The following is a 17,662-nucleotide window of genomic DNA, read 5'->3' as shown; positions in this document are numbered from 1 at the left end:
GTCAGACGTCGAACTGGTCGGCCACCGCGCGCAGCAGGCCGGCCAGCTTCTGGCCGGTCGGCTTGGCGGGGTAGCGCCCGCGCTGCAGGCCGGGCAGCACCGCGTCCAGCGTGGTGATCAGGTCCTGGACGATCGGTGCCATGTCGTCGGCGCTGCGGCGCTGGGCGGCGGCCACCGAGGGCAGCGCGTCCAGCAGCTGCACGGCCATCGCCTGGTCCCCGCGGTGGCCGGCGACCACGCCGAACTCGACCCGCTGACCCGGCTTCAGCGACGTGACACCGGCGGGCAGCGCCTTGGTGTGGACGAAGACGTCGCCGCCGTCGTCGCGCGACAGGAAGCCGAAGCCCTTCGTCTCGTTGAACCACTTGACCTGGCCGGTGGGCATCTCGAACAGTCCTCGAATGGGTGTGAGGGATCCCGGCCCTGGCCGGGGATCACTGGGTGGTGGGGAAAGGCGACCGACCCCGCTTCGGCGCCCTTGGGCGCTCGTGGTCGGCACGCGGTCAGGAGCAGACTAACCGTCCGTCACTGCCTCATCCGCGTTCCGCGAGGGATCCGCGTTCCGAGGCCCGGTCGGGGCGGCGGGAACGGGATCTCGCGGTCACGGGCAACCCGGCATCGGCACGGCCGGGGCGCGGCTCCACGCGGTCCATCGGCTCACACCCCCGGGTCTGAGGACGCGGGGCGCACCTGTAGCGCCCCTCGGCACCCCGTGCATACCCCCGCCCAACAGGGATCAAAACGTTCAGCTGCCGGGAAACTGCGCAACGTGACCGACCCGCTCCGGTGGGCCCGCCCGCAGGCCGCTCTGCCAGACTGGGAGAAGTCCCGACCGGCCAGGAGGAGTGAGCAGACGTGAGCAGCCAGAGCGCCGACCCCGGTGACGTGTACGTCAAGGCCGGGGCGATCGTCTTCGGCCTCGGGGCACTCGCCACCCTGGTCACCTTCGTCCCGCTGTTCCTGCACCTGACGCCGCTGCCGACGGCCGCGTACTGGCTGAGCATGCTGATGCCGGCCGGCTTCCTGGCCGCGCTGACCGGGCTGCTGCTGAACGCCCGGGCCCAGCGCCGCCGGACCGGGCCCGTCGGCTCCTGACGGCCGCCGACGGCCGCCGCGGGCCTGCGCGCTAGCCCCGCTCGGCCAGGTGCCCGGCGAGCCAGTCCGGGAAGCCGGTGAGGTCCGCCAGCACCACGTCCGCCCCCGCCTCGCGCAGCTCCCGCGCGCTGTACGGGCCGGTGGGCACGCAGACCGCGAGGGCGTCCGCGAACCGGGCGCCCCTGATGTCGCCGAGGTGGTCGCCGACGTAGACGCTCGCGCCGTGCTCGCGCAGCGCCACGCCCTTGGTCTCCGCCCACAGGTCGCCGATCACGGTGTCCGCGGCCAGCCCGGCGTGCTCCAGGTGGAGGCGGGCGTTCGGCTCGTACTTGCCGGTGATCACCGCGACCCGGCCGCCGTGGGCGCGGACCGCCTCGACGGCGGCGTGCGCGCCGGGCAGGGCCACGGTCGGCGCGAAGGCGTGGTCCCGGTAGAGCTCGCGGTAGCGGTCGACGGCCCGCTCCACCTCGCCCTCCGGGAACCAGTTGCGCATCTCGTCCAGCAGCGGCGGGCCGAGCCGGGTGACCACCAGGTCGGCGTCGATGTGGGTGCCGGTCTCGGCGGAGAGCGCCAGGTAGGTGGCGCGGATACCCGGCCGGGTGTCCAGCAGCGTCATGTCGAGGTCGAAGCCGACGGTGAGCGGAGCGGGTGAGGTCGCGGGCATGCCGTCAGGCTACCCAACGGGGGCCTCGGGCCACGAGGCAATTTGCCCGGGCTTCACGGGGGAACTTAGGTTTACCTGAGTTGTCTGCGGAGAGGGCCCATGACCGACACCAGCGCACCGCCCGGTGCGCCCCGCGCGCCGTACCGCGCGCCGTACCGCGCGCCGCGGCGCCGAATACTGTGGCTCGCCGCCGCACTCGCCGTCCTGGCCGCCGCGGTGCTGCTCAGCCTGGCGGTCGGCAGCCGGACCATCCCGTTCGGCGGCACGCTGGACGCCCTGCTGCACGGTGGCGACACTGCCGACGCCGTGGTGGTCCGCGAGCTGCGGGTGCCGCGCACGGTCGTCGGGCTGGCCGTCGGCGCGGCGCTCGGCCTGGCCGGGGCCGTCATGCAGGGCCTGACCCGCAATCCGATCGCCGACCCCGGCATCCTCGGCGTCTCCCAGGGGGCGGCGGCCGGTGTGGTGGTCGCCATCTCCGGCTTCGGCGTCTCCACCCTCACGGGGTACGTCTGGTTCGGCTTCGCGGGCGCGGTGATCGCCACCGTGCTGGTGTACGGGCTCGCCGGGCGCGGCCGGGGCGGGGCCACGCCGATCAAGCTGGCGCTGGCCGGCTCGGCCGCGTCCGCCTTCATCGCCTCGCTCAACACCCTGGTGCTGACCACCGACTCGGCCACCATGGACCAGTTCCGCTTCTGGCACGTCGGCTCGCTCTCCGGGCGGACCTCGGACGTGGCCTGGCAGCTGCTGCCGTTCCTGGCCGTCGGCACGGTGCTGGTGGTCGCGGTGGCGCGCGGACTGGACGCGCTGGCGCTCGGCGACGACACCGCCAAGGGGCTGGGCGCCAGGACCGGCCTGGTCCGGGCCGTCGGCGCGCTCGGCGCGACCGTCCTGACCGGCTCGGCGGTCGCGGCGGCCGGCCCGATCGCCTTCGTCGGCCTCGCCGTCCCGCACGCGGCCCGCGCGGTGGCCGGCGCCGACCACCGCTGGATCCTCGCCTTCTCCGCCGTCCTCGGCCCGGCACTGCTGCTGCTCGCCGACACCCTCGGCCGGGTCCTGTTCCCGCCGTCCGAGGTCCCGGCGGGCGTGATGACGGCCCTCGTCGGCGTCCCGGTGCTGGTGGCCCTGGTCCGCCGCCGGAAGGTGGTGGCGGCATGACGTCGGTGTCGCTGCGCGGCTACTCGGCCGTCCGGGCCGGGCGGGTGTCGTTCCTGGTGCACCGGCGCTCGGTGGCCGTCACCGCCGGGCTGCTGATGGCGCTGGCGGCGACCGCGGTGGCCTCGCTCTGCCTGGGCGAGTCCACGGTGGCGCCGGGCGAGGTGGTCAAGGTGGTGCTCGGGCAGCCGAGCCCGCACGAGCTGGTGGTCGGCGAGTTCCGGCTGCCCCGGGTGGTGGTCGGGCTGCTGGTCGGCCTGGCGCTCGGGCTGGCCGGGGCGCTGATCCAGACCGTCGCCCGCAATCCGCTGGCCAGCCCCGACGTGGTGGGCGTGACCTGGGGCGCCACCGCGACCGTGGTCGGCCTGACGGCGTACGGCGTGGTCGGCTCGACCGGCCAGGCCCCGTACGCGGCGGTGGCCGGCGGTCTGGTGGCCGGGCTGCTGGTGTACGCGCTGGCCTGGCGGCGCGGCCTGCACGCCCAGCGCTTCGTGCTGATCGGCATCGGCGTCAGCGTCGCGCTGTCCTCCCTGACCTCCGTCTTCCTCACCAAGGGCGACGGCTTCCAGGCCCAGGCCGCCAAGGTCTGGATGACCGGCAGCCTGAACGGCGCCGGCTACGACCAGGCCGACCGGCTCGCCTGGGTGCTGCTCGCGGCCCTGCCCGCCGCGCTGTGGGCCGCCCGCGCCCAGCGGTCGATCTCCTTCGACGACGCCACCGCCGTCGGCCTCGGCCTGCGCCTGGACCGGATCCGCCTCGGCATGGCCCTGCTGGGCATCGTGCTGGCCTCGTGCGCGGCCGGGGCCGCCGGGCCGGTGGACTTCGTCGCGCTGATGGCCCCGCAGATCGCGCTGCGGCTGGCCCGCTCGGCGCAGGTCCCGCTGTTCTGCTCGGCGCTGACCGGCGCGCTGGTGGTGGTCCTCGCCGACCTGATCGCCCGACGGCTGCTGGCCCCGACGGAGCTGCCGGTGGGCGTGGTGACCGGCCTGGTCGGCGCGCCGTACCTGATGTGGCTGCTGATCCGATCCCGCCGTGGAGGTTCCTGATGTCCGATCACCGTCTGGAGGCCCGGGGCCTCACCCTGGCCTACGAGGCGCGCACGGTCGTCGAGGGCCTGGACGTGAGCGTCCCGGACGGGCGGGTGACGGTGATCGTCGGCCCGAACGCCTGCGGCAAGTCGACCCTGCTGCGGGCCCTCGGCCGACTGCTGAAGCCGGTCCGGGGCGCCGTGCTGCTGGACGGCGAGGAGCTGGCGCGGATCCCGACCAAGCGGATCGCCCAGCGGCTCGGCCTGCTGCCGCAGTCGCCGACCGCCCCCGAGGGCATCTCGGTGGCGGACCTGGTCGCGCGCGGCCGCCAGCCGCACCAGAGCTGGTGGCGGCAGTGGTCGCCGGAGGACGAGGCGGCGGTCGCGGAGGCGCTGGAGCGCACCTCCACCGCCGAGCTGGCCGAGCGGAGCATGGACGAACTGTCCGGCGGCCAGCGCCAGCGCGCCTGGATCGCGATGGCGCTCGCCCAGGGCACCGACATCCTGCTGCTGGACGAGCCGACCACCTACCTGGACATCGCGCACCAGGTGGAGGTGCTGGACCTGGTCCGGCGACTGAACGTCGAACGCGGCCGGACCGTCGTCGCGGTGCTGCACGACCTCAACCAGGCCGCCCGGTACGCGGACCACCTGGTGGCGATGCGGGACGGCCGGGTGGTGGCGCAGGGCGCGCCCGGGGACGTGGTGACGGCCGAGCTGGTGCGGGAGGTGTTCGGGCTGGACTCGGTGGTGGTGCCGGACCCGGTGACCGGCACGCCGCTGGTCGTGCCGGGCGCCCCGTGGTCGGCGCTCACCCCGGACGGCGCTCCCGCCTGACGGCGTCCTTAACGGCACTTTAGCTGCCATTTCGGACATAATCGACGGCGCCCCGACCCCGCCGCGACGCCAGAGGACCGCCGATGCCCCGGATCTCCCGCCGCACCCTCCTCACCGGCCTCGGCGCCACCGCGCTCGCGACGGCCACCGGCTGCACCGACCACCACCCGGCCCCGGCGACCACGGACGGCCTCGCCCCCGGCGCCACGCCGTCCCCGACCCCGCTGCCGCCGGTGACGGTGAACGCCGCCACCGGACCGGTGGTGGTGCCGGGCGCGCCGATGCGGGTGGTCGTGCTGGACACCGACGTGCTCGACTCGGCGCTGACCCTAGGCATCACCCCGGTCGGCGCCGCGCTGCCGGCCCGCGACACCAGCTACCCCGGGTACTGGCCGGCCTCCCGGACGGCCGGGATCCGACTGGTCGGCCCGGCGGGCGCACCCGACCTGCCGACCGTACGGGCGCTGCGGCCGGACCTGATCCTCTCCAACCAGGCCCGCGACGGCGACCGCTACGAGCAGCTGCGGGGCATCGCCCCGACCGTGCTCACCCAGACCACCGGGGCGCCGTGGAAGGCCGACTTCCAGCTGCACGCCCAGGCGCTGAGCCGGGAGGCGGCCGCGGCGGCCTTCGCCGGCTCGTACCAGAGGCACGTCGGGCAGGTGGTGCAGGCGCTGGCGGCGGCGAAGCTGTCGGGGCGCAAGGTGAGCCTGGTGCGGTTCGTGGAGGGCGGCGGCATCCGACTGTTCGGCCGGCAGAGCTTTCCCGGCACCGTGCTCGCCGACGCCCAGGTGGGCCGGCCGGACGCGCAGAACGTCGACCAGTCGGACTTCGAGATCCCGGCGGACCAGCTCGCCAGGGCCGACGGCGATCTGCTGCTGTACGCGACCTACGGCGATCCGGGGCGCTCGGGCACCACCTCGGTGCTGGCGAGCCCTGGTTGGCAGGCGCTGGGGGCGGTCAAGGGGCACCGGGCGTTCCCGGTGGACGACCAGCTGTGGTTCCAGGGGATCGGGTACACCGGCGCCAACTACATGCTGGACGAGCTGCAGCGCTTCCTCGGAGCCTAGGGCCGGCGCGCCCCCGCGTAGCGGGCCGGGGAAACACCCACGGCGGCGGTGAAATCCCTGGTCAGGTGCGCCTGGTCGGCGTAGCCCAGCTCGGCGGCGAGCCCGGCCAGATCCAACCCGCCGTCCGCGGCGGCGCGTTCGGCGGCCTCGTGGAGCCGGGCACGGCGCAGCACCCACTTCGGGGAGGCGCCGACGTACTCGGCGGCGGGCCCGCCCGTCGGCACTGCCGGCGGGCGGGCCCGGTGCGCGTGGGGGCGGGCCCGGGCGCGGTGGCCACGGACGGCACGGCGGGGGCTACGGCGTTCCGTGCTTCTCCGTGTACCTGGTGGTGAAGCCGAGGACCACCACGTACCGCCCCTCGGCCGCCCTGGTGACCTCGCTCGGCCGCACGGGCTGCCAGGTCAGGTACTCGGACCGCTGCCCCTCGTCGTTCCGGTAGCGCCGGCTGCCGTACTTCTCGTACCAGTAGTCCTCGCCGGAGGTCAGGCGTTCGGGCCCCGGCGGCCGGGCGACGCTCACGACCAGCTCCGTCCGCACCGCCTCGTCCGTCGCCGCCTCGAACTCCACGGACGGGGTGATCGGCCTGGCCGCCGCCTCCTGCGCCTCCTCCGGGGCCGGGTCGGCGGGCGGCAGGTGGTCGTACTCGTCGGCCGCGACCAGGCCCTTCCACCGCTGCGCGCTCCGCCAGCCCTGGCCGTCCAGGTAGCCGTCCAGATCGGCCAGCCGGGCACGGACGTCGGCCCCGTCGAAGGCCAGGTACACGTTCACGGTCCGCTCGCAGGCCGTCGGCAGCCACTTGCCCCGGATCCAGAGGTCGCCGCGGTAGTCGGTCCGGCACACGTCGACCGTGGACCGCCCCAACCCCTGCGCCCACGGCAGCAGTTCGGGCAGCCGGTCGATCCGGTCCGCCATCCGCCCCTCGGCCGCCCGGCGGGCCTCGGCGGTGTCCGCGGCCCGCGCCAGGCCCGGGACGTCCGGCGGGGCCGGAATGGCCGTGTCGCGGTAGAGCCGCCACCCCGCCCAGCTGCCGAACACGACGGCCGCCCCGAGGACCGCGACCAGCACCCACCTCAGCCAGAACCGAACCACACCCACCCCCGGCGTCCGCCCACCCCCCGCTCGGGCATCGTACGGGCGCGGACGCGCGAACGCGCGAGTGGCCGGGCGGTACCGCCGGAAAACGGTCCGGCACGGGAGGTCGGCGGATCCGACTTCCCGTGCGGGACAAGGGCGTTCAGGACCTCAGGCCGTCACGTCGCGAAAGCCGGGCCTTCACGCGCCAGAACCGGAGCGGATCGGCTCACCCGTCCGGTGCAGGTGGGCGAAAATCTCCCGGTAGGAGCGGAACAGGCCCGTCTCGTAGTACGGGACGCCCTTCTCGGCGCAGAACTCCCTGGTGATCCGGGCCGCCCGTCCGAGGGCCGGGGTCGGCATGCTGGGGAACAGGTGGTGCTCCACCTGGTAGTTGAGGCCGCCCATCACCGAGTCGACGACCGGCCCGCCACGGACGTTGCGCGAGGTGAGCACCTGGCGGCGCAGGAAGTCGAGCTTCATCCCGGGCGTCACCATCAGCATCCCCTTGTGGTTCGGGGCGAAGACGGAGCCCAGGTAGACGCCGAGCAGCGCCTGGTGCACGGCGAGGAACGCGACCGCCTTGCCCGCCGGGAGCGCGGCGAACACCAGGCCGAGATAGCCGACGAAGTGGACCACCAGCAGCACGCCTTCCAGCACCGGGCGCTTCATCGCGGGGCTGCGCAGCGCACGGAAGCTGTTGAAGCTGAGGTTGAGGCCCTCCAGCAGGAGCAACGGGACGAACAGGTACGCCTGCCGGCGGCCGATGAACCGGGCGAGGCCGCTCGCCCGCCGGGCCTGCCGCCCGGACCACACCAGGAGATCGGGGGCGACGTCCGGGTCCCGCTCCTCGTGGTTCGGGTTGGCGTGGTGGCGGGTGTGCTTGTTCATCCACCAGCCGTAACTCATGCCCATCAGCAGGTTGGCGGCGATCCGGCCGCCGATCTCGCTCGGCACCCGCCGGTCGAAGACCTGGCGGTGCGCCAGGTCGTGGGAGAGCAGGCCGACCTGGGCGAAGACGACGGCCATCGCCGCCGCCAGGCCGAGCTGCCACCAGGTGTCGCCCAGCGCGAACAGGGCGCACCAGCCGCCGAGGAAGGCGGCGAGCACCAGGCCCGCGCGGACGGCGTAGTAGCCGGGGCGCCGGTCGAGCAGGCCCTCGGCGGCTATCCGGCGGGTCAACTCGGCGAAGTCGCTGCCGCCGTTCCCGGACCGCGGGGCGGCGCGGGCGTCGGGCGCTCCAGGCACTGCGGGGACTTCGCGGGCTTCGGGTGCTGCGACGACTGAGTGGGCTTCGGGCGTCATCACGGGCTGCGCGGGCATGCCCAGAGTCTGGCCGCGGCCGGGCGGCCCGCAGAACGGGGAAAGCACCCGTCCCGTACGGGTGTTAACCCCCTGCCCGCACGGGGTGCCGGCCCGCCGCGCCGCTCCGACGGCGGCCCGGCAGCCGGGTCGATCCGGCTCCCCCGTGGTCGGCGATGGCCGGACACGCCGGTCGTTCAGGTGAAGTTGCCGCGCGCCGGCCGGGGACACCGAGCTCCCGGGGAAGCCTCCTGCATGACGACCGCTCGCTCAGAACGGCCGCAGCACAGCACGGAGACCCCCCTCATGCTCCTCTTCCCACGCTTCGCCGCGCTCGCCGGCGCGGCGATGTCCCTCGCCGCGTCGGCCGGCCCGGCTCCCACTGCCGTCGCCGGCGCCGTCAACACCGTCGCCACCGCCGACACCGCTCCGCCGCCCCCCGCGGGCCGGTACCTGAACCTTCACCAGTGCGTCTACAACGGTCCTTTCCTGCCGAACAGCTTCGACCTCATGACCACCCTGGTCCCGAGCAGGGACGGGCGGTTCAGCGCCGGGACGAACATCTCCGACACCCCCGTCGCGGCCGCCGTGTGCGGCCCCGGGGACGGGAACTACGAGCCCAACGTCTACACGGCCGCCGAAGGCTACGACCTCACGGCCGGGCGCTACCTGAACCTGCACCAGTGCGTCTTCTGGAGCGACTTCGACCAGGACCACCTCACCACGGTGGTCGGGACCACCGACGTCAAGTTCGTCGCCGACACCAACGTCTCCAACTCCCGTGACACCGCCCCGAACTGCGGCGGCGGAGGCACCGACCACCCCATCCCCCTGCTGTCGAGTGCCACGCCGCTGGACCTGACCGCCGGGCGGTACCTGAACCTGCACCAGTGCATGTACTACTACGACGGCTACCACGACCACTTCACGACCTTCGCCCGGAGCGGGGACGGGCGGTTCGGTGCGGGGACGAACATCTCCGACACCCCCGACACCAGGCCCTCCTGCGGCGCCGGGGACGGCCGGTTCCAGCTCATCCCGGTGCTCTCGGGCGTCAAGGCGCTCCCCCTGAACTGAGGCCCGCGGGCCTCGCCCCCTACAGCGCGTCCCCCGGCCCGACCAGGGCGGCGCGGACCAGGCGGATGACGGTCGCGGTGGCCACCGTCAGGTCTCCGACGCCGCCCGACGCCCCCTCCTCCGCCGCGGCCTCCGCCTCCGTCGCCAGCGCGTCGTAGGTCTCGAAGGCGGTGAGGACGAACAGCAGGCTCGCCGCGTCCGGCGGGGCGGCGGGCAGGCGGCCGGACAGAACGGCGGCCCCCTGGCGGCGGCGGGCGTCACGGTCGGCGATGACCCGGCCCACCTCCTCGTCGAGCGCGGCGAGCGCCCGCAGGCGGCGGGTGCAGACCCGGTCGAACGCCCAGAAGCCGCCCATCACCTCGACGAAGCGGTCCACCGCCGCCCAGGGGTCGGCCAGGGTGAAGGCCTCGGCGAGCCGGGCCATGCCGCCCTGCTCGGCGAGGGCGTCGCAGACCGCCTCCAGCAGGCCCACCTTGGAGCCGAACTGGTAGTAGACGGTCGCCCGGGCGACGTCCGCGCGGCGGGCGACCGCGTCCAGCGAGACCCCGCCGGTCTCGGCCAGGTGCGCGCGGGCGGCCGCGACGATCCGGGCGCGGGTCTCGTCGACCTCCGCCTGCCGCTGTCCCATCCGGTAGGACCGGGGGCTCATCCCGCTCGCCTCCACTCGTTCCGCGTGAACTGGCAGTATCGCCGATCGGTTCACCCGGGCCGGGCGGCGCCCGCCTCCGACCGGGCCGCCCCGGCGCCCGGCGGGACGGCCCCGCGGCACCGGCGCCCGGCGGGACGGCCCGGCTGCACCGGCACCCGGCGGGACGGCCCCGCAGCTCAGAGCATGATCCGCCCGCCGCTGACGTCCAGGGTCTGCCCGGTGATCCAGGAGGACGCGTCGGAGGCCAGGAAGAGCGCGGCCGAGGCGATGTCCACCGGCTCGCCGAGCCGGCCCAGCGGGTGCGCGGCGGCGACCGTGGCCTGCACCTCGGGCGGCATCCGCGCGGCGGTCCGCTCGGTGCGGACGGCACCCGGCGCGACGGCGTTGACCCGTACGCCCTCGTCGGCGACCTCCAGCGCGAGGTGCCGGGTGAACATCAGCACCCCCGCCTTGGCCGTGGCGTACGCCGCGGAGGCTCCGCTGGGCAGCCGGCCCGCCGTGGAGGCCATGGTGACGATCGAGCCGCCGCCGCGGACCAGCAGGCCGGGCAGGAAGGCCTGGACGGTGAGGAAGGTGGCGGTGAGGTTGCCGTCCAGCACCGCCCGCCAGTGCTCCTCGGTCTCGTGGACGGTCGACACCGGGTAGCCGTCGCCGCCGGCGAAGGCGGCCAGGACGGAGACCGGGCCGAGGTCCTGGCCGATCCTGGCGGCGGCGGAGCCGAGCGCCGCCGCGTCCGTGCAGTCGGCGACCAGCCCGAGTGCCCGGGCCCCCTCCGCCCGCAGCTGTTCGGCCACCGCCGTCAGCGCCGCCTCGTCGCGGCCGAGGACGGCGACGGCCGCGCCCTGCCGGGCGAAGGCGCGGGCGGTCTCCGCACCGATGCCACGGCTGCCGCCGGTGATCACGACCACCCGGCCGTCCAGGTCGGGGTACTGAGCCTGTCGAACTCCCATGTCCCATCGCTCCTTTGGGCTTGCGCTCGGGGCGTGCTGTGGTTCACTTGATTTCATTCATACAGCTCGTCTGAATGAATGACAACCGCTGCCGGACCCAGGGCCGGGCCCAGGCCCGGGCCGAGCCCGAACCCCGAGCCCGAACCCCCGAGTCCCGGGCATCCCGAGTCCCGGGCATCCCGAGGAGGAACCGATGAGGATCGCAGTCGTGGGAGCCACCGGGCGCACCGGCCGCCTGGTGGTCGACCTCGCGCTGGCCGCCGGACACACCGTGACCGCCGTCGTCCGCGACCCCGCCCGGCTGCCGGACTTCCCGCACGGCACCCCGCTCACCGCACGGGCCGACGTCGGCCGGCCGGGCTCCCTGCACGGCCCGCTGTACGGCCAGGACGCCGTCGTCGCCACCCTCGGCACCACCGGCCGCCGGGCCACCTCCGTCTTCTCCGACGGCGCCCGCGAGCTGACCGCGGCGCTGCGGGCCAGCGGCGCCGGGCACCTGGTGACGATGAGCTCGGCGGGCCTGGACACCAGCCGGCTCCCGTTGGCCCAGCGGATGGTGGCCACGCTGGTGGTCGACCGACTGTACCGGGAGATCCACCACGACCTCGCCCGGATGGAGGCGGTGCTCGCCGGGTCCGACACCGCCTGGACGGTGGTCCGGGTGCCGATGCTCAAGGACGGACCGCCGGCCCCGGGCCCCCAGGTCTCGTACGACCGGCCGCTCCCCCGCGCCGGCACCGTCACCCGCGCCACCGTCGCCCGGTGGATCGTCGGCCACCTCGGCGACCCGGAGACCTTCCGCCGCCTCGTCCACCTCGCCGACGACTGACCCGGCCGCCGACGCGCAGCCGGAGCGGTACGGCGTCGGCTCAGGCCCCGGCCGCCCCGGGAGGACCGCCGGTACGGCCCCGGCTCAGCCCTCCTGCGGCGGGCGGCGGCGCATGGCGAGCAGCAGCAGGACCACCGCCGACAGCACGGCGGACACCCGCAGCACGGTCGGGGCCGACGACCAGCTGATCTCGCCCAGCGGCGAGCCCGTCTGGAGGCCGCCGCCCTGTCCCCCGCCCTGCTTGGCCCGCTGCATGGAGTAGAGGGTGGTCGCGCTCATCGTGACCAGCGGAATGCCGAGGATCACGAACTTGCGCATCAGCTCGGAGATCCGGCGGGACAGATACCCGAGGCCCCAGCCGGCCAGCATCGCCGGGAAGAACCCGGAGACCGCCCCGCCCACCAGCAGGAGGCAGGAGAGCAGGATCAGCGGGGAGGGCTTGCGGGCGGACGCGTCCTTCTCCGCCACCTTGCCCTTGCCCTTGCCCCTGACCTTGCGCCCGGCCTTCCCGGCCGGGGCCTGGGGCGGCACGGGGGGAGCGGCGGGGGCCGGAGCCGGCCTGAACAGGCCCCGGCGCGGCTTCTTCCTCAGGTCCGCGGGCTTCGCCGGCTCCGCCGCGGGCGCGGCCGCTGCCGCCGCCTCCTCGGCCGTGCGCTGCTCGGGGATCGGCTTCGGCGCGGGCCGCGGCCCGTCCGAGAAGTCGAAGAGCGTCATCGTCCACGGGCCGGTGCTCGACACCGTCGGCGGCGGGATCGCGTCCGACCGCTCCTCGACGGCGGCCAGGTCCGGCAGGTCCAGCGGCACCGACGGGATGCCGGCCGCGCTCGGCGCCGGCGGGTCGTACACGCTGTCGGGGTCATGCTCCGGGGCCGGGGCGGGGGCGGACGGCGCCTCCGGGGCGCCGCCGGAAGCGGCCCCGCCCGGGCCGGCGTCCGGGCCGACGTCCGAACGGTCCGCCGAACCGCCGCCGGAACGCTCGCTCCACGGCCCGCTCTTGCGCCACCACTCGCCGTCCGTCACACCGACCACCCCGCCTCGCCCGTACCGGCCGCCACCGAACCGCCCTCGGCGTGACGCTACCCACCCCGCCCCCGCCCGCGCGAGTCCGTCCGCGCCCCCGGCGGTGCGTCGGAGGTGCGGCGGCCGAGGGACACCGCGCCGTCCTCTCGCCCGACTAACCTAGGTCGAATGACCACACAGCAGGGCCCTCAACGCCGGGGCAGGTCCGCCACCGGCCCGCGCACCCTCGCCGAGGAGCTGCGCTCCCGTCCCGACGACGCGCTCGCCGCCCTGCTCCGCTCCCGCCCCGACCTGCTGAACCCCGTCCCCGGGGACCTCACCCAGCTGTCCGCCCGGCTCTCCTCGCGCGCCTCCGCGCTGCGCGCCCTGGAGCGGCTCGACCGCTTCACCCTCCAGGTCGCCGAGGCGCTGGCCACCGCCCCGGACGGTACCTCGCTGAGCACCGTCCGCACCCTGCTGACCGGCCCGGCGAAGGTCAAGCCGCACCCCGGCGCGACCCCGCTCACCCCGGCCGACCGGTCCGCCGTCGCCACCGCCCTGCCGCGCGCGATCGCCACCCTGCGCGACCGGGCGCTGCTCTGGGGCCCGGACAACGGGCTGCGGCTGGTCCTCGCCGTCCGCGAGGCGCTCGCCCCGACCGCCACCAACCCGGGCCGCACCGGACTCGGCCCCACCCTCGCCGACGCCACCGTCGGCACGTCCCCGGCCCGGCTGCAGCAGCTGCTCGCCTCGGCCGGGCAGCCCGCCACCCCGGACCCGGTCAGCGCCGTCGCCGCGCTCACCGCGCTGCTCACCGACCGCACCCGCTGCGCCGCACTGCTCGCCACCGCGCCCGAGGCCGCGCTGCGGCTGCTGGAACGGCTGGTCTGGGGCCCGCCCACCGGCACCGTCCCGGACGCCACCCGCCCGGTCACCGCCGAGGACGCCCAGAGCCCGGTCGAGTGGCTGCTCGCCCGCGGCCTGCTGCTGCCCACCAGCCCCGGCAGCGTCGTCCTGCCCCGCGAGCTCGCGCTGCACCTGCGTGGCGGCCGCACCCACCGCACCGTCGAACCGGTCCAGCCCGAGCCGGTGCCCGCCGCCGCCCCGCGCGACCCAGGGGCCGTGGACGGCGCCGCGGCCGGCCAGGCGCACACCGCGGTCAAGACCGTCGAGGAGCTGCTGGACGGCTGGGGACTCACCCCGCCGCTGACCCTGCGCGCCGGCGGCCTCGGTGTCCGCGACCTCAAGCGCACCGCCCAGGCCCTGGAGAACACCGAGCAGCAGACCGCCTTCTGGCTCGAACTCGCCTACACCGCGGGGCTGCTGGCCCCCGACGGCGAGGTGGACGAACGCTGGGCCCCCACCCCGGGGTACGACGCCTGGCTGCACCTGGACACCGCCGAGCGCTGGTCCGTACTGGCCACCGCCTGGCTCGCCGCCACCCGCGTCCCCGCCCTCACCGGCACCCCGGACGGCCGGGGCAAGCCGCGCGCCGCCCTCGGCCCCGAACTCGACCGCACCCTCGCCCCGTCCGTCCGCCGCGCCGCCCTCGCCCTGCTCGCCGAACTCCCGCCCGGCACCCCGGCCACCGCCGAGGAACTGCTCCCCACCCTGCGCTGGCAGCGCCCGCTGCGCGGCGGCCCCACCGGCCCGGACGGCCGCGAACTGCGCGACGAACTCACCGCCTGGACCCTCGACGAGGCCGAACTCCTCGGCATCACCGGCCGCGGCGCCCTGGCCGCCCCCGCCCGCGCGCTGCTCACCGCCGAGTCCGACCCGGCCGAGGTGCTCGCCCCGCTGCTCCCGCAGCCACTGGACCACGTGATCCTCCAGCCGGACCTCACCGCGATCGCCCCCGGCCCGCTGCTCACCCCGCTCGCCCAGGCCCTCGCCCTGTGCGCCGACATCGAGTCCAAGGGCGGCGCCACCGTCTACCGCTTCACCCCGGCCTCGGTCCGCCGCGCCCTCGACGCCGGCCGCACCGCCACCGACCTGCGGACCTTCCTGGAGCAGCACAGCCGCACACCCGTCCCGCAGCCGCTCGCCTACCTGATCGACGACGTCGCCCGCCGGCACGGCGTCCTGCGGGTCGGCGCCGCCTCCTCCTACCTGCGCTGCGACGACCCGTCACTGCTCGGCGAGGTGCTCGCCGACCGCCGCTCCGCCGACCTGCGGCTCCGGCTGCTCGCCCCCACCGTCCTCGCCGCCCAGGCCGCCCCGGACGTCCTGCTCGCCGCCCTGCGCACCATGGGCTACGCCCCGGCCGCCGAGTCCGCCGAAGGCGACGTACTGATCACCCGCCCGGACAGCCACCGCACCCCGCCCCGGACCGCCCCCGTGCCCGTCCCCGACGGGCCGCCCGCCCCCGACGACACCCTGCTCGCGGCCGCCATCAAGGCCATCCGGGCCGGCGACCGCGCCGCCACCGCCACCCGCCGCGAGCCCACCCCCGACCCGCGCCACCTCCCCCGCACCGCCGCCGCGGAGACCCTGGCCGCCCTCCAGACGGCCGTCCTGCTCGGCGAACGCATGTGGATCGGCTACCTCAACGCCGAGGGCATCGCCAGCCAGCGGATCATCGACCCGGTCAAGGTCGAAGGCGGCTTCGTCACCGCCTTCGACCACCACGCCGACGAACTCCGCACCTTCGCCCTGCACCGCATCACCGGCGTCGCGGAACTCGACGAGTGACCCCTGGGGCGCTCAGTGCCCCTGCTGCGCCTCCTTCATCTTCTCCTGCACGGCCTTGTCCGCCAGGCTGCCGATCTGCCCCTGCCCGACCGGCATCGCACCCCCGGTGACGGTGTCCGCCAACAGGAACCCGGGCGCCGCGAGCAGCCCGCCGGGCCCCTCCCCGATGCCCGCGAGGGCATGCGCCGAACCGGCCGAGGACGCGGTGGCCGCGAAGGCCGAGCCCATCAGGGCGAGGGCGGTGAGAACACGCTTCGACTTCTTCATGACCAGCTCAACGAGCGAGCACGCACCGTGGTCACTCCGAGCGGCCTCCCGCGCAGCCCCCGCGATGCGCGACACTGAAGGGTCTGCGTCAATCCACCCTGTCAGCCAGTGGAGGGCTCCCCCGCGTGAACGACGGACCGCTCATCGTCCAGAGCGACAAAACTCTTCTCCTGGAGATCGACCACCCCAGGGCCGCCGACTGCCGTCGCGCCATCGCGCCGTTCGCCGAGTTGGAGCGGGCGCCCGAGCACGTGCACACGTACCGGGTGACGCCGCTCGGGCTGTGGAACGCGCGGGCGGCCGGGCACGACGCCGAGCAGGTGGTGGACGCCCTGGTGACGTACTCGCGCTACCCGGTGCCGCACGCGCTGCTGGTGGACGTGGCGGACACCATGGGCCGGTACGGGCGGCTCCAGCTGCTCAAGCACCCGACCCACGGGCTGGTGCTCACCACCACCGACCGACCGGTGCTGGAGGAGGTGCTGCGCTCCAAGAAGATCGTCCCGCTGGTCGGCGCCCGGGTCGACCCGGACACCGTGGTGGTCCACCCCTCCGAGCGCGGGCAGATCAAGCAGGTGCTGCTCAAGCTCGGCTGGCCCGCCGAGGACTTCGCCGGGTACGTCGACGGCGAGGCGCACCCGATCCACCTGGAGGAGGACGGCTGGCAGCTGCGCCCGTACCAGGCGCAGGCCGTCGAGGGCTTCTGGCACGGCGGCTCGGGCGTGGTCGTGCTGCCCTGCGGCGCCGGCAAGACGCTGGTCGGCGCGGCGGCGATGGCGCAGGCCAAGTCGACCACGCTGATCCTGGTCACCAACACCGTCTCGGCCCGCCAGTGGAAGCACGAGCTGGTCAAGCGCACCTCGCTCACCGAGGACGAGATCGGCGAGTACAGCGGGACGCGGAAGGAGATCCGCCCGGTCACCATCGCCACCTACCAGGTGATGACGACCAAGCGGAAGGGCGTCTACGCCCACCTGGAGCTGTTCGACGCCCGCAACTGGGGCCTGGTGGTCTACGACGAGGTGCACCTGCTGCCCGCGCCGGTGTTCAAGTTCACCGCCGACCTCCAGGCCCGCCGCCGGCTCGGCCTGACCGCCACGCTGGTGCGCGAGGACGGCCGCGAGGGCGACGTGTTCAGCCTGATCGGCCCCAAGCGCTTCGACGCGCCGTGGAAGGAGATCGAGGCGCAGGGCTACATCGCGCCGGCCGACTGCTGCGAGGTGCGGGTCACCCTGACCGACTCCGAGCGGCTCGCCTACGCGACCGCCGAGCCGGAGGAGCGCTACCGCTTCTGCGCCACCACGGCGACCAAGCGGCGGGTGGTGGAGGCGCTGGTCAGGAAGCACGAGAAGGACCAGACGCTGATCATCGGCCAGTACATCGACCAGTTGGACGAGCTCGGCGAGGCCCTGGACGCCCCGGTGATCAAGGGCGAGACCAGCAACGCCCAGCGCGAGAGGCTCTTCGACGCCTTCCGGAACAAGGAGATCGGCGTCCTGGTGGTCTCCAAGGTCGCGAACTTCTCGATCGACCTGCCCGAGGCCACCGTCGCCATCCAGGTCTCCGGGACCTTCGGTTCCCGCCAGGAGGAGGCCCAGCGCCTCGGCCGGGTGCTGCGCCCCAAGGCGGACGGCCACGCGGCGCACTTCTACTCGGTGGTCGCCCGGGACACCGTGGACCAGGACTTCGCCGCCCACCGGCAGCGCTTCCTGGCCGAGCAGGGCTACGCGTACCGGATCATCGACGCGGACGACGTGCTGTAGGGCGCGTCAGTACCGGGCATTTCAGTACCGGACACCGTCGCGCCCGAGGAAGATCACGCGCGCGGCGGTGTCCAGGGCGATGCCGACGTTGCGGACGGCGGTGCTGAGCGGGTTGCGGTGATGCCCGGAGACGGCGGTGGCGCCGGACGGGCCGGATCGGGGGGTTCGGTTCGTGGTGCTCATGTCTTCAACGGTAGGCACCCGGACTGCCGTCGGCAT

At 75.0% G+C, this 17,662-nt stretch carries 18 protein-coding genes and 1 pseudogene; 9 read left to right on the top strand and 10 right to left on the bottom strand.

Translation table 11 applies throughout. From position 1 onward, the window contains the following. Window position 1 precedes the first annotated feature (1 nt). Complete coding sequence (locus ACGF0D_RS13995) at window positions 2-385, bottom strand: cold-shock protein (protein WP_360348240.1); 384 nt, start codon at window positions 383-385, stop codon at window positions 2-4. 470 nt (window positions 386-855) lie between these two features. Between ACGF0D_RS13995 and ACGF0D_RS13990 the strand changes: the two genes are divergently transcribed. After that, window positions 856-1,095, top strand: coding sequence for a hypothetical protein (locus ACGF0D_RS13990; RefSeq protein WP_392882480.1), 240 nt, complete (start codon window positions 856-858; stop codon window positions 1,093-1,095). A 31-nt stretch (window positions 1,096-1,126) separates the two neighbouring features. On the opposite strand, the gene ACGF0D_RS13985 is transcribed toward ACGF0D_RS13990, so the two are convergent. After that, on the bottom strand, window positions 1,127-1,759 hold the full coding sequence (locus ACGF0D_RS13985; RefSeq protein WP_392882483.1) for an HAD family hydrolase: 633 nt from the start codon (window positions 1,757-1,759) through the stop codon (window positions 1,127-1,129). Between the two features lie 99 nt (window positions 1,760-1,858). Here ACGF0D_RS13985 and ACGF0D_RS13980 point away from each other — a divergent pair, with 99 nt between their 5' ends. The 4 genes from ACGF0D_RS13980 (at window position 1,859) to ACGF0D_RS13965 (ending at window position 5,845) form a co-directional block, all read left to right on the top strand. Further along, a complete protein-coding gene (locus ACGF0D_RS13980; protein WP_392915821.1) occupies window positions 1,859-2,914 on the top strand; it encodes a FecCD family ABC transporter permease in 1,056 nt (351 codons plus the stop codon). Further along, on the top strand, window positions 2,911-3,957 hold the full coding sequence (locus ACGF0D_RS13975; RefSeq protein ID WP_392915818.1) for a FecCD family ABC transporter permease: 1,047 nt from the start codon (window positions 2,911-2,913) through the stop codon (window positions 3,955-3,957). The genes ACGF0D_RS13980 and ACGF0D_RS13975 overlap by 4 nt, the downstream gene beginning before the upstream one ends. Beyond that, complete coding sequence (locus ACGF0D_RS13970) at window positions 3,957-4,775, top strand: ABC transporter ATP-binding protein (protein ID WP_392882489.1); 819 nt, start codon at window positions 3,957-3,959, stop codon at window positions 4,773-4,775. The genes ACGF0D_RS13975 and ACGF0D_RS13970 overlap by 1 nt, the downstream gene beginning before the upstream one ends. 83 nt (window positions 4,776-4,858) lie before the next feature. Continuing rightward, on the top strand, window positions 4,859-5,845 hold the full coding sequence (locus ACGF0D_RS13965) for an ABC transporter substrate-binding protein (protein WP_392882492.1): 987 nt from the start codon (window positions 4,859-4,861) through the stop codon (window positions 5,843-5,845). Here ACGF0D_RS13965 and ACGF0D_RS13960 read toward each other — a convergent pair. From ACGF0D_RS13960 to ACGF0D_RS13950, 3 genes and pseudogenes are all read right to left on the bottom strand, one after another. After that, a pseudogene (locus ACGF0D_RS13960) lies at window positions 5,842-6,048 on the bottom strand (helix-turn-helix domain-containing protein); the annotation flags it as partial. The gene ACGF0D_RS13965 and the pseudogene ACGF0D_RS13960 overlap by 4 nt on opposite strands. Window positions 6,049-6,139: 91 nt before the next feature. Next, window positions 6,140-6,940, bottom strand: coding sequence for a hypothetical protein (locus ACGF0D_RS13955; RefSeq protein ID WP_392882494.1), 801 nt, complete (start codon window positions 6,938-6,940; stop codon window positions 6,140-6,142). A 177-nt stretch (window positions 6,941-7,117) separates the two neighbouring features. Further along, window positions 7,118-8,221, bottom strand: a complete 1,104-nt coding sequence (locus ACGF0D_RS13950) for a fatty acid desaturase family protein (protein WP_392915989.1) — start codon at window positions 8,219-8,221, stop codon at window positions 7,118-7,120. Window positions 8,222-8,524: 303 nt separating this feature from the next. Between ACGF0D_RS13950 and ACGF0D_RS13945 the strand changes: the two genes are divergently transcribed. Beyond that, window positions 8,525-9,295: a hypothetical protein gene (locus ACGF0D_RS13945; protein WP_392915817.1), complete on the top strand. Its 771-nt coding sequence runs from the start codon at window positions 8,525-8,527 to the stop codon at window positions 9,293-9,295. Window positions 9,296-9,314: 19 nt separating this feature from the next. Here the strand turns inward: ACGF0D_RS13945 and ACGF0D_RS13940 are convergent, their stop codons facing one another. Together ACGF0D_RS13940 and ACGF0D_RS13935 are read right to left on the bottom strand one after the other, a co-directional pair. Next, window positions 9,315-9,944 carry a TetR/AcrR family transcriptional regulator gene (locus tag ACGF0D_RS13940; protein ID WP_392915814.1) on the bottom strand — a complete coding sequence of 210 codons (630 nt, stop codon included), beginning with the start codon at window positions 9,942-9,944 and terminating at the stop codon, window positions 9,315-9,317. A gap of 176 nt (window positions 9,945-10,120) precedes the next feature. Next, window positions 10,121-10,894, bottom strand: coding sequence for an SDR family NAD(P)-dependent oxidoreductase (locus ACGF0D_RS13935; RefSeq protein ID WP_392915812.1), 774 nt, complete (start codon window positions 10,892-10,894; stop codon window positions 10,121-10,123). A 193-nt stretch (window positions 10,895-11,087) separates the two neighbouring features. Between ACGF0D_RS13935 and ACGF0D_RS13930 the strand changes: the two genes are divergently transcribed. After that, window positions 11,088-11,723: an NAD(P)-dependent oxidoreductase gene (locus tag ACGF0D_RS13930; protein ID WP_392915810.1), complete on the top strand. Its 636-nt coding sequence runs from the start codon at window positions 11,088-11,090 to the stop codon at window positions 11,721-11,723. A gap of 84 nt (window positions 11,724-11,807) precedes the next feature. Here ACGF0D_RS13930 and ACGF0D_RS13925 read toward each other — a convergent pair whose 3' ends face one another. Further along, entirely contained in the window at window positions 11,808-12,743 is a 936-nt protein-coding gene (locus ACGF0D_RS13925) for a hypothetical protein (protein ID WP_392915808.1), read from the bottom strand. 168 nt (window positions 12,744-12,911) lie between these two features. Here ACGF0D_RS13925 and ACGF0D_RS13920 point away from each other — a divergent pair, with 168 nt between their 5' ends. Beyond that, the gene (locus ACGF0D_RS13920; RefSeq protein ID WP_392915806.1) at window positions 12,912-15,413 is read left to right on the top strand and encodes a helicase-associated domain-containing protein; all 2,502 of its coding nucleotides are present in this window, start codon (window positions 12,912-12,914) and stop codon (window positions 15,411-15,413) included. A gap of 12 nt (window positions 15,414-15,425) precedes the next feature. On the opposite strand, the gene ACGF0D_RS13915 is transcribed toward ACGF0D_RS13920, so the two are convergent. Further along, complete coding sequence (locus ACGF0D_RS13915; RefSeq protein ID WP_392882511.1) at window positions 15,426-15,680, bottom strand: hypothetical protein; 255 nt, start codon at window positions 15,678-15,680, stop codon at window positions 15,426-15,428. A gap of 125 nt (window positions 15,681-15,805) precedes the next feature. Here ACGF0D_RS13915 and ACGF0D_RS13910 point away from each other — a divergent pair, with 125 nt between their 5' ends. After that, the gene (locus ACGF0D_RS13910) at window positions 15,806-17,443 is read left to right on the top strand and encodes a DNA repair helicase XPB (RefSeq protein WP_392915803.1); all 1,638 of its coding nucleotides are present in this window, start codon (window positions 15,806-15,808) and stop codon (window positions 17,441-17,443) included. 21 nt (window positions 17,444-17,464) lie between these two features. On the opposite strand, the gene ACGF0D_RS13905 is transcribed toward ACGF0D_RS13910, so the two are convergent. Next, window positions 17,465-17,626: a hypothetical protein gene (locus ACGF0D_RS13905; RefSeq protein ID WP_392882516.1), complete on the bottom strand. Its 162-nt coding sequence runs from the start codon at window positions 17,624-17,626 to the stop codon at window positions 17,465-17,467. Between the last annotated feature and the right edge of the window lie 36 nt (window positions 17,627-17,662).

Source organism: Kitasatospora sp. NPDC048298, assembly GCF_043201465.1.
Lineage (GTDB): Bacteria > Actinomycetota > Actinomycetes > Streptomycetales > Streptomycetaceae > Kitasatospora.
The sequence above is the reverse complement of the archived record's forward strand: the minus strand, read 5'-3'. Positions and strand labels throughout refer to the sequence as shown.